Source organism: Planomonospora alba, assembly GCF_039534085.1.
Taxonomy (GTDB): domain Bacteria; phylum Actinomycetota; class Actinomycetes; order Streptosporangiales; family Streptosporangiaceae; genus Planomonospora_B; species Planomonospora_B alba.
In genome coordinates, this window is the sequence record NZ_BAAAUT010000012.1 from 107,096 (window position 1) to 120,283 (window position 13,188).

Below are 13,188 nucleotides of genomic sequence, written 5' to 3' on the forward strand. Positions count from 1 at the left end.
CTCTCCGAGCCTCCTATGGAAAGCGCTTTCCTGACCACCGTACGGCAGGTCAGGCCTTGTGGGCAAGCGCCTTCCCGGCGGCGCCGGGCCCGGCCGGGCCCGGCATCGCGCCGGTGTCAGGCCTCCCCTCGGGCCTCCAGCCGGGTGAGGGCGTCGACCAGCGGACCGACGGTCAGGGCGATCTGCCACTCGCGGGCGCCCAGCTCGCGCAGCCGGGCCGCGACGGCCGCCTCGTCGAGGACCGAGGGCGGCTCCCAGGTCAGACGGCGCACGGCGTCCGGCTGGAGGAGGTTCTCCGTCGGCATGCCGTGCTCGTCGGCGAGCGCGGCGACGGCGGCCCGGGCCGCGGCCAGGCGCCGGGCCGCGGCAGGGTCGCGGTCCATCCAGCGGTTGGCGGGCGGCGGGCCGTCCCCGGGGGCGCTGGGCTGGGGCAGCTGGGACTCCGGCAGCCCGCGGGCCCGCGTGATCGCCGCCAGCCAGTCGCGCAGGTGGCGGCGGGCGCTGCGGCCGGTGAAGGCGGGGATCTCGGTGAGGGCCTTGGTGGTGCGGGGCAGCTCCAGGGCCGCGGCGACGATCGCCGAGTCGGGCAGCACCCGGCCCGGTGCCAGGTCGGCCTCGCGGGCCAGGGAGTCGCGCAGCGCCCACAGCTCCCGGACCACGGCCAGCCCGCGCAGCGAGCGGACCTTGTGGATGCCGGAGGTGCGCCGCCACGGGTCGGCGCGCGGCCCCGGCGACCGGTAGGCCAGCACCGCGGCGAACTCCTCCTGGGCCCAGGCGAGCTTCCCGCGCGCCTCCAGCTGCTCGTACAGGACGTCCCGGAGCTCGATCAGGACCTCGACGTCGAGCGCCGCGTAGCGCAGCCAGTCCTCCGGGAGCGGGCGGGTGGACCAGTCGGCGGCCGAGTGGCCCTTCTCCAGCCGGAGGCCGAGGACGTTCTCCACCATCATGCCGAGCCCCACGCGCTCGTAGCCGAGCAGCCGCCCGGCGAGCTCGGTGTCGAACAGCGCCCGCGGGCGGAAGCCGAGCTCCGCCAGGCACGGCAGGTCCTGGGAGGCGGCGTGCAGCACGATCTCGGCACCGGCCAGCGCCGCGTCCAGCTCGGACAGGTCGGGGCAGCGGACCGGGTCGATCAGGGCGCTGCCGGCGCCCGCGCGGCGCAGCTGCACCAGGTAGGCCCGGCTGCTGTAGCGGTAACCCGAGGCCCGCTCGGCGTCCACGGCGACCGGCCCGGTGCCCTCGGCGAAGGCGCGCACGACGCGCGCGAGGCCGGCCGGGTCCTCGATGACGGGCGGGATACCCTCCCGAGGCTCCAGCAGTGGAACGATCGTCGTCTCGTCGGTCACGTTCTGAAGGACTCCGGATCTTCACGGCGGCGCGGCGACAGGGTCGCCACGCCCGAGGGCAGAGGGGGAATGCCCGCCGCCAGGCACATCAGGTCGCACCAGGCGGCGACGTGGCCGGAGAGATCCTCCTCCCGGGGGGACCAGGAGGCGCGCAGTTCGAGCTCGGTGGTCACCGGGTCGTCGGACTTGTTGCCGAAGCCCTCGGAGACCGCCCGGGTGACGGTGCCCCCGGCGGCGGCGTAGCCGGCGGCGTGCGCGTCGAGCGACTCGGTGAGCCAGCTCCACGCGACGGGGCCGAGCAGCGGGTCCTCGGTGATCTCCGGCTCCATGTCCGCCCGGACGTACGCGACCAGCCGGAAGTGGCCGTCCCAGCCGCGCTGGCCGTCCGGGTCGTAGAGCACGATGAGGCGCCCGACCGCGAGCTCGTCGTCGTCGCGGTAGACCGAGGCGCCGATGGCCGCCGAGTAGGGGGCCAGGCGCTGCGGTGCGGGGATGTCCTCCAGCTCGATCTCCGGCCTGACCTCGGCCGGGCGCAGGGTGGCCACCGCACGCCGGAAGGCGGCGGGGGCGGACGGCGCGTCACCGAGGGTCATATCGGAAGAGTAGGTCGAAACTGAGTGCATGGGGACCATCGGGGTGTTCGTAGGTGCCATCGGAGCCGATCAAACCGATGCCGTCGACCGGTCGGGGGCGGGCGCGCCGGAGCCGTCCGGATCTCCCGGGAACGACGCGTGACCGCATTCGACGCAGGACCATTCGGGGCACCCGCCCGGTTCGTGGCCGTCGGAGCAGGGCGGCTGCTCGAGAACCCGCTCGGCGGCACAGGAGACGCAGTGCTCACCGCGGCGTTCGGGTGAATTCCACATCGTGGTCATCGCACACGGCCTTTCGTCGGGTCGTGGTCCGACGTTGGCACGTCGCGCCGACAATTCCGCGCAACGTGCTCGGCGTGTCCTCAAAGTGGTGCCGGAATCGACGCCGCGCGGTCATTTGGCGAACATTTGGATCGGCCGGGAGCCGCCCCTGGTCCACCGATGGGAGGAACTGTACCCGCAAACATGATCGCCGCGCGCGGCCTCGCCGGATCGGGGCCGTCGGGGTGCCGGCTCTTTTCCGGACAGAACGCCCGAATGGGATGAATTTCATTGATGTCTTTCTCCGCGGGCTCCCGGGATCCCCGCCATCTTCCCCCGGAGCGGCGTCGCGTGCGGCGGCGCGCCGCCGCCGGGCGGGTGCCGGACCGCGTGGCGGGCATGGCACCCTGGGATGGTGAATCCCGAGCTTGCCGACTCCCCGTTCCTGCGCGCCTGCCGCCGCCAGCCCGTCTCCCGCACGCCGGTGTGGTACATGCGCCAGGCGGGCCGGTCGCTGCCCGAGTACCGGGCCGTGCGCGAGGGGGTGCCCATGCTCGAGGCCTGCGCCACCCCCGAGCTGATCGTGGAGATCACGCTGCAGCCGGTCCGCCGCTACGGGGTGGACGCGGCCATCTTCTTCAGCGACATCGTGGTCCCGCTCAAGGCGATCGGGATCGACCTCGACATCAAGCCCGGCGTCGGCCCGGTGGTGGCCGCCCCGGTCAGGGACGCCGACGCGCTGCGGGCGCTGCGCCCGATCGAGCCCGGCGACGTCCCCTACGTCACCGAGGCGGTCCGGGCCCTGACCGGCGAGCTGGGCGCCACCCCGCTCATCGGCTTCGCGGGCGCGCCGTTCACCCTCGCCTCCTACCTCATCGAGGGCGGCCCCTCCAAGAACCACGACCGCACCAAGGCCATGATGTACGGCGAGCCGCGGCTGTGGCACGCCCTGATGGACCGGCTGACGGAGATCACCCTCGGTTTCCTGCGCATCCAGATCGCCGCCGGGGCCTCGGCCGTGCAGCTGTTCGACTCCTGGGTCGGGGCCGTCGCGCCCGAGGACTACCGCGAGTTCGTCCTGCCCTACAGCGGCCGCATCTTCGCAGGACTGGCCGACCTGGACGTCCCGCGCATCCACTTCGGCGTCGGCACCGGAGAGCTGCTCGGCCTGCTCGGCGAGGCGGGGGCGGACGTGGTGGGCGTCGACTGGCGGGTCCCGCTCGACGAGGCGGCCCGCCGGGTCGGCCCCGGCAAGGCGCTCCAGGGCAACCTGGACCCGGCGCTCCTGCTCGCCCCCTGGGAGGTCGTCGAGCGCCGCGCGGCCGACGTGCTCGCCCGGGGGGCCAAGGCCGAGGGGCACGTGTTCAACCTCGGCCACGGCGTGCTGCCCGGCACCGACCCCGACCAGCTGGCCCGCCTCACCGACCTCGTGCACCGCTCCTCCGCCCGCTGAGCGCCCGGGGCCGCCGGGGCCGCCCCCGGCCGTGCGAGGCCCCACCGGTCCGGCGAGCCCGGTCCCGGCGCGTCCGGTTCCGGCGCGTCCGGTCCCGGGGAGCGCTGTTCCGGGCCGGCGGGACCGCCGTCCGGTACGGCGCGCGCCCTCCGGCGGCGGTGCCAGAAGACCACCGCCGCCCAGACCGGCACGATCACCAGCAGCCAGGGGAGCAGCGCCCCGAGGATCGTCAGGCCGATCCGGAGGGCGGTGACGAAGGCGTTCCAGCCCGCCTCCAGCCCGCTGAGGAAGCCGCCGGTCTCCTCCTCCGGAGGCTCGGGCGCCTCGGCCGCCGGGCCGATCAGGTTCAGCGTCAGCGTCGCCATGCCCGTGAGCGAAGCCAGCTTCCGCTGCCGGGCCTGGAGCGACTCGAGCTCCGCCTCGCGGTCTGCGATCTCCCGCTCGACCTCCAGCACCTGGCCGATCGTCTCGGCCCGCTTCAGCAGCTCGCGCAGCGAGTCCAGCGCGGACTCCGCCGACTTCAGCCGGCTCTCGACGTCGGCGACCTCCTCGGTCACGTCCTCGGTGTTCTGCTGGAGCGACTCCCGCTCGCCCAGCTCTTTGCCGAGCCGGTCGACGACACGGGGATAGCCCGCCGGCGGGATCTTGAAGACGAGGGTGGAGGAGGCCTCGCCGCCGCGGAAGGCGTCCGACCTCTCCTGGGAGAGGTACCCCCCGGCCGAGGCGACGATCCGCTTGGCCGTGTCGGCCGCTGCCGCCACGTCCCCGGCGCGCACGGTCAACTCCCCGGTGTAGACGATGGCCCGCTCGGTCGGGACCGCCTCCACCTGCCCGGTCTGCCGCCTGGGCGCCCCGGCGTCCTGCGCGGACTCGGCGGTGACGTCCCCGGCCCGGTCGGTCCCCGCCTCGCCGGACCCGCCCGCCGGCGCGGAGGCGGCCGGGACGGGGGCGGCCCCGCTCGCGTTCTCCGCGCCGCCGCAGGCCGCCGTGAGCAATGCCAGGCCCGCGAGGGGGATCACCAGTCGCGGGCCGTACCGGAATGTGGTCATGTCCTGGGAGACGGAGGCCTTCCCGGGCGGGTTCTGCGGGACGGGTCACGATGCCGTCACGTTCCCCGGGCGGCCGGGGCGGGGCACGATACGGACCGGCCCGCGAGGGCGGTACGGTCAGGAGTCATGGAAGGGAAGCGGAGCCATGTGGTGGTGGTCGGCGGCGGGATCGCCGGCCTGGCCGCGGCGTGGCACTTGCGGCAGGGCGACGCGGACGTACGGGTGACCGTCCTGGAGAGCGCCCCGCGGATCGGCGGCAAGCTCCACACGAGCGAGGTGGCCGGTGTCCCGGTCGACGCCGGAGCCGAGGCGATGCTCGTGCGGCGGCCGGAGGGCAAGGACCTGGCCCGGGCGGTCGGGCTGGCCGGGGAGCTGAGGCACCCCGGTGACGCCCAGGCGAGCCTGCTGGTCGGCGGCAGGCTGCGCGCCCTGCCGAAGGGGCAGATCATGGGCGTCCCGGGCGACCTGCTCGCGCTGGCCAGGTCGGGCCTGCTCAGCCCCGCGGGCCTCGCCCGGGTGCCGCTGGACCAGATCCTGCCGCCCACGCTCGTCACCACCGACGTCTCGGTGGCCGCCTACGTCCGCGCCCGGATGGGGAGCGAGGTGGTCGACCGGCTGGTCGAGCCGCTCCTGGGCGGCGTCTACGCGGGCCGGGCGGAGGCGCTCTCCCTCGACGCGACGATGCCGAGGATCGCCGCCGTCGCCCGCTCCGAGCGCTCGCTGCTCGCCGCCGCCCGCAGGCTCGGCGCGGAGGCGCCCAAGGACGCCGGGCCCGTCTTCGCCACGCTCCGCCAGGGCATGGGCGGCCTGCCCGAGGCGGTCGCCGCCGCCTCCGGCGCGGAGATCCGGACCGGGGTGACGGTCCGCCAGCTGCGCCGGGCCGGGAGCGGCTGGCGCCTGGTCACCGGGCCGGTGCCCGAGCCGGAGATCGTCGAGGCCGACGCGGTGGTCGTCGCCGCACCGGCGACCGCGGCGGGCCGCATGCTCGCAGACGAGGTGCCCAGGGCCGCGGCGGAGCTGGCCAGGATCGAGTACGCCAGCATGGCCATCGTCACCCTGGCCTACCCGCGGGCGGCGTTCCCGCAGGCTCCGTCCGGGACCGGCTACCTCGTCCCGCCGGTGGAGGGACGCGCGGTCAAGGCCGCGACGTTCAGCTCGGTCAAGTGGCCGCACCTGGCCGAGGCCGACCCCAACCTGATCCTGCTGCGCTGCTCGATCGGGCGGCTCGGTGAGGAGGCGGTGCTCCAGCGCGACGACGCCGAACTGGTCGCCCTCGCCATGGCGGAGACGGCCGAGATCCTGGGGGTGCGCGGGCTGCCCCTCGACTCCCGGGTGACCCGCTGGGGCGGCTCCCTGCCGCAGTACAACGTGGGCCACCTGGACCGGGTCGCCCGCATCCGCGCCGCGGTCGCCGAGCAGCCGGGCCTGGCCCTGTGCGGCGCCGCCTACGACGGCGTCGGCATCCCCGCCTGCATCGCCACCGCCCGTACGGCGGCGGCCCGGGTCCTGGACCACCTGGGCTCCCGGGAGAGCGGCTCCTCGGTGGCCTGAGGCGCCCCGGGGGCTGGAGGTCCCTGGGGCCGCCGGGGCCGCCGCGGAGGCCCGGCCCGGGAACGGACCGGTCACCTGCCCCGATAGATTTGAGGGGCGGGGGAGCAGACTCTTCACGAGAGGGTGAGAACGACGGACGCGAACCAGCGGCCCAAAGCGCGCGATCTGAACCAGGTGATCCGTTACACGATGTGGTCGGTCTTCCGGCTGACCGACGCCTGCCCGGCCAGCCGGGAGGGCATGGCCGGAGAGGTCGAGGATCTCCTGGCGCAGCTGGCCGAGAAGGACGTGGTGACCCGCGGCGTCTACGACGTCGCCGGCTTCCGCGCCGACGCCGACTTCATGTTCTGGTGGCACGCGCCGGCCCCCGAGGACCTGCAGGAGGCCTACTCCCGCTTCCGCCGCACCGACCTGGGGCGGCTGACCACGCCGGTCTGGTCGGCGATGGCGCTGCACCGCCCGGCGGAGTTCAACAAGTCGCACGTCCCGGCGTTCCTCGCCGAGGAGGAGCCGCGCGGCTACGTGTGCGTGTACCCGTTCGTCCGCTCCCTGGAGTGGTACCTGCTGGACGACGCCGACCGCCGCCGGATGCTCGCCGAGCACGGCATGATGGCCCGCGACTACCCCGACGTCCGGGCCAACACGGTCTCCTCCTTCGCGCTGAACGACTACGAGTGGATGCTGGCCTTCGAAGCCGACGAGCTGCACCGCATCGTCGACCTGATGCGCACCCTGCGCGGGGCCGAGGCGCGGCGGCACACCCGGCTGGAGGTGCCCTTCTACACCGGCGTCCGCAAGCCGGTGAGCGAGCTGGTCGCCGCGCTCCCGTAAGGGAAGGCCGCAGCGGAGGCAAAGCTCTGCCGGAAAAGGGCGGCCTCTCGTCAAATCTTTGTCATACTCAGGAAAAATCTCCTGTCGTGTGAGGCCGAGGGTGACGAGGGGCGGAGGTCCGGTGCGTTCCAGGCGGCACAGGGGCGGGCACCGGAGGAAGAAGGCCCGGTCGCGGGCGATCGAGCTGTACGTCGGCGCCGCCGCGGTGGCGGTGGCGGTCACCGGCGTCGTGGTCGCGGGTTCGCCGTTCGGGGCAGGGCGGGCGCCCGGCGGGGCGGCCGGGGCCCCGCAGGCGCGGGCGGCCGTGCCGCCGGGAGGGGCGCCGGACGCGGTGGCCTCCGCGGTGTCCTCCCCGACCGCCGCCCCGCCCGCCGCGGGTGGGCGGCGCTCCTCCATGGTGACGGCCGAGCTCGACGGCACGGGCTCCGGAGCGCCCGCGGGAAAGGAGCGGGCCGCCGGCGGGGCCGGGGCGCGCGAGGACTCCGGGAGGAGCCGGGCCGCCGGGCCGGGTGCGGACGGGTCCGCGGCCCCGGACGGGCAGAGGTCCGGGGCGACGGGATCCGGAGGGGCGCCCGGCCGGGGGGAGACCGGCCCCGGGAGGACGGCCGGGCGGGAGCCGGGCGCGGTCGAGCCCGAGGCCGACGGGCCCGGCGAAGGGAAGAAGGGCCAGTCGGCCAAGGAGGTCAAGGCGGCGGGGCGCTCCAGGCACACCGACACCCGGGCGATCGCCTACTTCCAGCGGAACGAGGCGATGGACCGGGTGAGGGACATCCGCATGGTCGGCGGCTACCTGCGGATCTACACGGACCTGCCCGAGTCCGCGGACAACTCCAAGCAGGCGATCAAGCTGTGCGAGACGGGCCTGGACTACCTCGCCGAGGAACTCGGCGAGGAGGAGCCCGTGGTCTTCGTCCAGGCGAGGTTCGGCGAGAACGGCAACCCGGTGCTGGCCAACGTGCTGGGGCCCGACGACTCCAGCTGCCGGGTCACCCATCCCGAACCCGAAGGGTGAGCCCGGCGCGCCACGGAGCCCTCCGGCGGGTCACCGCACTCTGACGCGGGTCTTACCGCACACTTGGCAGCGTTGAGTGATCACCCTGCCGATGCTCTCGATGATCTCCCACCTGTGGCGGAGATGCACGGCGGCCCCCTGGAACGACCACTCTGCGATGATCTTCACGCACTCTGTGTAGTTGTTTTACCCGCGCGGGGACCGCGCGTCACCTCACCTTGGAGGTGGAGTGCGCCGCCCCGCACGGACGCTCCCGCCAGGGCGGGCCGGGGTCACTCGGCGGGCTCCAGCCTCAGCGAGACGGAGTTGATGCAGTAGCGGTCGTCGGTGGGCGTGTCGTAACCCTCGCCGTGGAAGACGTGGCCGAGGTGGGAGTCGCAGCGGGCGCAGCGGACCTCGGTGCGGACCATGCCCAGGGAGCGGTCCTCGATCAGGGTGACCGCGTCCGATTCGGACGGCTCGTAGAAGCTGGGCCAGCCGCAGTGGCTCTCGAACTTGGTCTCCGACCGGAACAGCTCGGCGCCGCAGGCGCGGCAGCGGTAGACGCCGACGGTCTTGGTGTCGACGTACTCGCCGGTGAAGGGGCGCTCGGTGCCCGCCCGGCGGAGCACGTGGAACTCCTCGGGGGAGAGTTGCGCGCGCCACTCGGCGTCGCTCTTGACCACCTTGTCCATGCCCCGACTCTACGCGAACGCCGTGGAAGGGAAGAAAGATCTTGGCGGTGGAGCATCCTGGGACGCCTCGTCCGGCGTCTGTAGTTGATGTGGGGGGTTTTCAACCTTCCAGATGAGGATGAGGTCGTCTGTCCGGCCGTCGCGAGGACCAACGGGACGGCAGGATGCCGCCGGCCGGGTGGCGCGCCAGCGCCCGGGACCGGAGAGCGGGACGGGCGGCCTCATGCGGTCCGTCCCGTCGAGAGCCCGGTCCCGCCGCCGCGGCGCCTCCGGGACGGACCCGCCCTCCCCGGCCCCGTCGCAGGCGGTGGAGCGGGCCCGGGCCGCCGAAACGGGCGGCCCGGCAAAGACTGCGCCGCCCCCGGGTAAGCGATCGGCCGTTCCGCGATCACACCGCTTGCCTGCTGCTCCAATGGTCCACGAAGCTCGGCCGTGCATCGGAGCACGCGGACACATCGGCACCGGGGGAGAACTGTGGGTAGCGCGCGAGTGCGGGGTTTCGCGGTGGCAGGTGCGGTGGCGGCGCTCTCACTCGGAGGCGTCGCGGCGGCGGGGACCGGTACGGCCGCCGCCCAGGTTCCACCGGGGGGCGGGCACGGCCTGTCCGCCCGGTGCCAGACGGTCCTGCCGCCGTGCGCCTCCGGTACGGACGGCCCGGCGGCGCACGGCGGCGCCGAGGCGTACGGCTCCGGCGGCGGCCCGTCGAGCGGGCAGGGCGGATCGTGGGCGGACGGCTCGGGGGCGGGTTCCGCCTGGTCCGGCGGCTCCGTCGCCGGGACCGGCGGCTCCCCGGACGACGGTCCGCCGAAGGGCGGGCACTCCGGGGGCTCCGGCAAGGACGGGGACGGCGCCGGCGCGGAGCCGCCGGACAAGGACGGCTGGGACAAGGACGGCTGGGACAAGGACGGCTGGGACAAGGACGGCTGGGACAAGGACGGCTGGGACAAGGGCTACCCGGACAAGGACCTCCCCGACAAGGAGGTCCCGGAGAAGCCGGGCGGCGTCTCCGCCACCTCCGGCACGGTGCCCGGCGGTCCGGGGGAGGGGGCCTCCCCCGAGGCGTCCCTGCCCGCCTCCTGGGATCCCGCCAGGGACGAGCGGCGCAGGATCCCCGAGGGCGCCCCGCAGACCGGTGGCGGCGGCCTCGCCCCGGAGCCGTCCCTCCTGCCGTTCGCCGCCGGCGGCGCGGCGCTGCTGCTGGGAGCCGGACTGGCCGGCCTCGCCGTACGGCGCAGGCGGCCGGTCCGCGCGTAGCCGGTGCCGGGGCGCGCGCGGCGGCCCGCCCTCGGCGCGGCCGTCCTCGCCGTGGGGTCCGGCCTGCTGCTGTGCGGGCTCGGCACCGCGCACATCCTCGCCGAGGAGGGACTGCCGCACCCCGCCGGGGAGGCGGTCCCGGCGCGGGCCGGGCACCCCGCGGCGCGGGAGGGCCTGTCGCGGCGCCCGATCGTGCCGGTCGAGTCCGGCGGCACGCTGGTGCACACGTTCGCCCGGCCGATGCGCGCCTCCCCGCCGATGCTCGTGCACATCCCCCGGATCGGGGTGACCGCCCGGGTGATGCGGCTCGGCCTCGACGCCGGCGGCGCCATCGAGAACCCGCCCCTGGACGCCCCCGACCTCGCCGGCTGGTACGGCCTCGGCCCCACCCCGGGCGAGCGCGGGCCCGCCGTGATCACCGGTCATCTCGACACCCGCACCGGTCCCGCCGTCTTCGCCCGGCTCGACCGGCTCCGGCGCGGGGACCAGGTGCAGGTGCTGCGCGCCGACGGGTCCGTGGCGGTCTTCGTGGTGGACCGGCGCGAGCACGCCGCCAAGGACGCCTTCCCCGCGGTCCGCGTCTACGGCGACGTGGACTACGCCGCGCTCCGCCTGGTCACCTGCGGCGGCGTCTTCGACCGCGCGGCGCGCAGCTACACGGGCAACACGATCGTCTACGCCCACCTCGCCCGCGCCCACCATCCGTCCGGCGTCCCCCCGGCGGACCCGGGAGCGCGGGCCGGGCGGGCCGCGGGGGCCGTCACGGGTCGCGGGGGAGGCCCAGGGCCCGCTCGCCGATGATGTTCAGCTGGATCTCGGTGGTCCCGCCGCCGATGGTGAAGGCCCGGGTGGCGAGGACCATCCGGTTCCAGTGGCGCGAGGCGGGATCGAGCGACCAGCAGAACTCGGAGACCGCCTGCGCGTGGCGCATGCCGAGGAGCTTGCGGACGCTGGAGGCGGTCCCGGAGTCGCCGCCGGCCAGCTGGGAGAGGGTGACGCGCAGGCCCAGGGCGGAGATCGCCTGGCCCTCGGCCCACAGCCGTCCGGCCTGCTCCACGGCGGCCGGGCGGAGCGCCGCCGGGCCGCCGAGCCTGCCGATCAGCTCGACCATGTCGGTGTGCTGCGAGCCGGGCCCCCAGGAGTCGCCGAGGGCGACGCGCTCGTGGGAGAGGGTGTCGCGGGCGACCCGCCAGCCCTGGCCGACCTCCCCGACCACCAGCTCGTCGGGGACGAAGACGTCGTCGAGGAAGACCTCGTTGAAGATCTCGTCCCCGTTGATCTCCTTCAGCGGCCGGACGGTGACCCCGGGGGAGGACATGCCGACCAGGAAGTAGGTGATGCCCTCGTGCTTGGGGGCGTCGGGGTCGGTCCTGGCCAGGCAGATGCCCCAGTCGGCGTACTGGGCCAGGGAGGTCCAGATCTTCTGGCCGCTCAGCGACCAGCCCCCCTCGACCCGCACGGCCTTGGTCGACAGCGAGGCGAGGTCGGAGCCGGCGCCGGGCTCGCTGAAGAGCTGGCACCACTTCAGCTCGGTGGTGAAGGTCTTCGGCAGGAAGCGCTCCCGCTGCTCCGGCGTGCCGTACCGGACGATGGACGGAACGGCCCAGGCGGCGATGCCCAGGTTGGGGCGCCTGACCCCCGCGGCGCGGAACTCCTGGCGGATGACGACCTGCTCCAGCGGGGAGGCCGCGCGCCCCCACGGCCGGGGCAGGTACGGCATGAGCCAGCCCTCCGAGGCGAAGCGGGCCAGCCGGGTCAGCGGATCCTCCGCGGCGAGGGAGGCGACGGCGGTCCGGATCTCCTGCCGGAACGCCTCGGCCTCCTCGGGCAGGTCCGGTTCCGCCGTCCGGCGCGCCCCGCCGGTCGCCAGGGCGGCCGCCCGCTCGGCCCACGCGCCGGGGTCGCCGCTCAGCGCCCGCAGCGACAGCGCGCGGCGGTAGTAGAGGTGGGCGTCGTGCTCGTAGGTGTAGCCGATCCCGCCCAGGACCTGGATCGCGTCCGCCGTGCACCGCACGGCCGCGTCCGCGGCGAGCACGCCGGCCGCGGCCACCGCCAGCGCGGTCTCCCCGGACCGCCCCCCGGGGGCGTCCCCGCCGGAGCCGGAGCCGGCGGCCGGGGAGGGCGGTACGGTGCCCGCGCGGGCGGGTCCGGTGCCGGCGTCGAGGGCGCGGGCGGCGTCCCACACGGCCGCCCGGGCCTGTTCGAGGGCGACGAGCATCGCGGCGCACCGGTGCTTGACCCCCTGGAACTGGCCGATCGGGCGGCCGAACTGCTCGCGCACCTTGGCGTGGTCCGCCGCGGTGGCCACCGCCCAGGCGGCCACCCCGCAGGCCTCGGCGCCGAGCAGGACGGCGGACAGAGAGCCGACGAGCTCCGCGGTGACCCCGTCCAGCACCCGCCCGTCGGGTACGGCGCGTGCCGCCACCGCCGCCAGGGGGCGGGTCGGGTCGACGCCCTCCAGAGGCGCGGTCGCGCAGTCGGAACGGTCGAGGGCGGCCCACCGGCCGTCGGGCAGCGGCAGGACGACGAGGTCGGCGCCGGGGGAGCCGAGCGCGGTCAGGAACCGGCCGGCGCCGTCGTGCCCCTCGGAGCCGGCCGCGCCGGCTGCGGCGCGTGTGCCCGCGGCGGGGGAGGGCGCATCGAGGACGGCCGCGTCCGGGGAGGCCGCCCGGGCGCCGCCGGGCAGGGCGACGGCGGCGGTCAGGGCGCCGGAGGCCAGAGGGGCCAGCAGGTCGTGCGCGGACCCGGAACGGGCGACGAGCGCCGAGGCGAGGACGGTGGGCAGGTGGGAGCCGGGGGTGCAGTGCCGCCCGAGGGCCTCCAGTGCGACGGCCAGCTCCACCAGGCCGCCGCCCTGCCCGCCGTGCTCCTCGGGCAGGTGCAGTCCCAGCAGCCCCTGCGCGGCCAGGGCGGCGCGGAAGGGCTCGTGTTCCATGCCGCGGGCGGCGACGTGCCGTTCGGCGAAGCCGCGGACGGAGGCGGCGAGGGCCCGGTGCTCCTCGGTGATCCCGATGCTCATGGGCAGACTCTAGAACGGCATTCGGTTTTGTGTAAGGGGGTGGCGGCGCGACCGCCCCGGGCCCCGGGGCCTCCGCCGCCCCCGCACCGGAACCGCCCCCGCACCGGAACCGCCCCCGCACCGGAACCGCCCCCGCACCGGAACCGCC

General features: G+C 75.5%; 10 protein-coding genes and 1 pseudogene. 6 read left to right on the forward strand and 5 right to left on the reverse strand.

Features of this window, described 5'->3' with window-relative positions; all coding sequences use genetic code 11:
- Window positions 1-116 precede the first annotated feature (116 nt).
- Complete coding sequence (locus ABD823_RS09600; protein ID WP_344857974.1) at window positions 117-1,343, reverse strand: HRDC domain-containing protein; 1,227 nt, start codon at window positions 1,341-1,343, stop codon at window positions 117-119.
- Window positions 1,340-1,936, reverse strand: a complete 597-nt coding sequence (locus ABD823_RS09605; protein ID WP_344857976.1) for a DUF3000 domain-containing protein — start codon at window positions 1,934-1,936, stop codon at window positions 1,340-1,342. Before ABD823_RS09605 ends, ABD823_RS09600 begins: the two co-directional genes overlap by 4 nt.
- Window positions 1,937-2,609: 673 nt before the next feature.
- Here ABD823_RS09605 and hemE point away from each other — a divergent pair.
- Window positions 2,610-3,650 (forward strand): uroporphyrinogen decarboxylase, encoded by a 1,041-nt coding sequence (gene hemE / locus ABD823_RS09610; protein WP_344857977.1) that lies wholly within the window; start codon window positions 2,610-2,612, stop codon window positions 3,648-3,650.
- 230 nt (window positions 3,651-3,880) lie between these two features.
- On the opposite strand, the pseudogene ABD823_RS34590 reads toward hemE, so the two are convergent.
- Window positions 3,881-4,699 (reverse strand): annotated as a pseudogene (locus ABD823_RS34590) (DUF4349 domain-containing protein); the annotation flags it as partial.
- Between the two features lie 126 nt (window positions 4,700-4,825).
- On the opposite strand from ABD823_RS34590, the gene hemG reads away from it, so the two are divergent.
- The 3 genes from hemG to ABD823_RS09630 all read left to right on the forward strand — a co-directional run bounded on the left by hemG (window position 4,826) and on the right by ABD823_RS09630 (window position 8,093).
- Complete coding sequence (hemG, locus tag ABD823_RS09620) at window positions 4,826-6,250, forward strand: protoporphyrinogen oxidase (RefSeq protein WP_344857981.1); 1,425 nt, start codon at window positions 4,826-4,828, stop codon at window positions 6,248-6,250.
- 123 nt (window positions 6,251-6,373) lie between these two features.
- Complete coding sequence (gene hemQ, locus ABD823_RS09625; RefSeq protein WP_344857982.1) at window positions 6,374-7,081, forward strand: hydrogen peroxide-dependent heme synthase; 708 nt, start codon at window positions 6,374-6,376, stop codon at window positions 7,079-7,081.
- Between the two features lie 121 nt (window positions 7,082-7,202).
- A complete protein-coding gene (locus ABD823_RS09630; RefSeq protein ID WP_344857984.1) occupies window positions 7,203-8,093 on the forward strand; it encodes a hypothetical protein in 891 nt (296 codons plus the stop codon).
- A gap of 272 nt (window positions 8,094-8,365) precedes the next feature.
- Here the strand turns inward: ABD823_RS09630 and msrB are convergent, their stop codons facing one another.
- Window positions 8,366-8,767, reverse strand: a complete 402-nt coding sequence (gene msrB / locus ABD823_RS09635) for a peptide-methionine (R)-S-oxide reductase MsrB (protein WP_344857986.1) — start codon at window positions 8,765-8,767, stop codon at window positions 8,366-8,368.
- 504 nt (window positions 8,768-9,271) lie between these two features.
- Between msrB and ABD823_RS09640 the strand changes: the two genes are divergently transcribed.
- Entirely contained in the window at window positions 9,272-10,021 is a 750-nt protein-coding gene (locus ABD823_RS09640) for a hypothetical protein (RefSeq protein WP_344857988.1), read from the forward strand.
- 3 nt (window positions 10,022-10,024) lie between these two features.
- A complete protein-coding gene (locus ABD823_RS09645; RefSeq protein ID WP_344857990.1) occupies window positions 10,025-10,822 on the forward strand; it encodes a class F sortase in 798 nt (265 codons plus the stop codon).
- Here the strand turns inward: ABD823_RS09645 and ABD823_RS09650 are convergent.
- A complete protein-coding gene (locus tag ABD823_RS09650) occupies window positions 10,782-13,040 on the reverse strand; it encodes an acyl-CoA dehydrogenase family protein (RefSeq protein WP_344857992.1) in 2,259 nt (752 codons plus the stop codon). The genes ABD823_RS09645 and ABD823_RS09650 overlap by 41 nt on opposite strands.
- Window positions 13,041-13,188 lie beyond the last annotated feature (148 nt).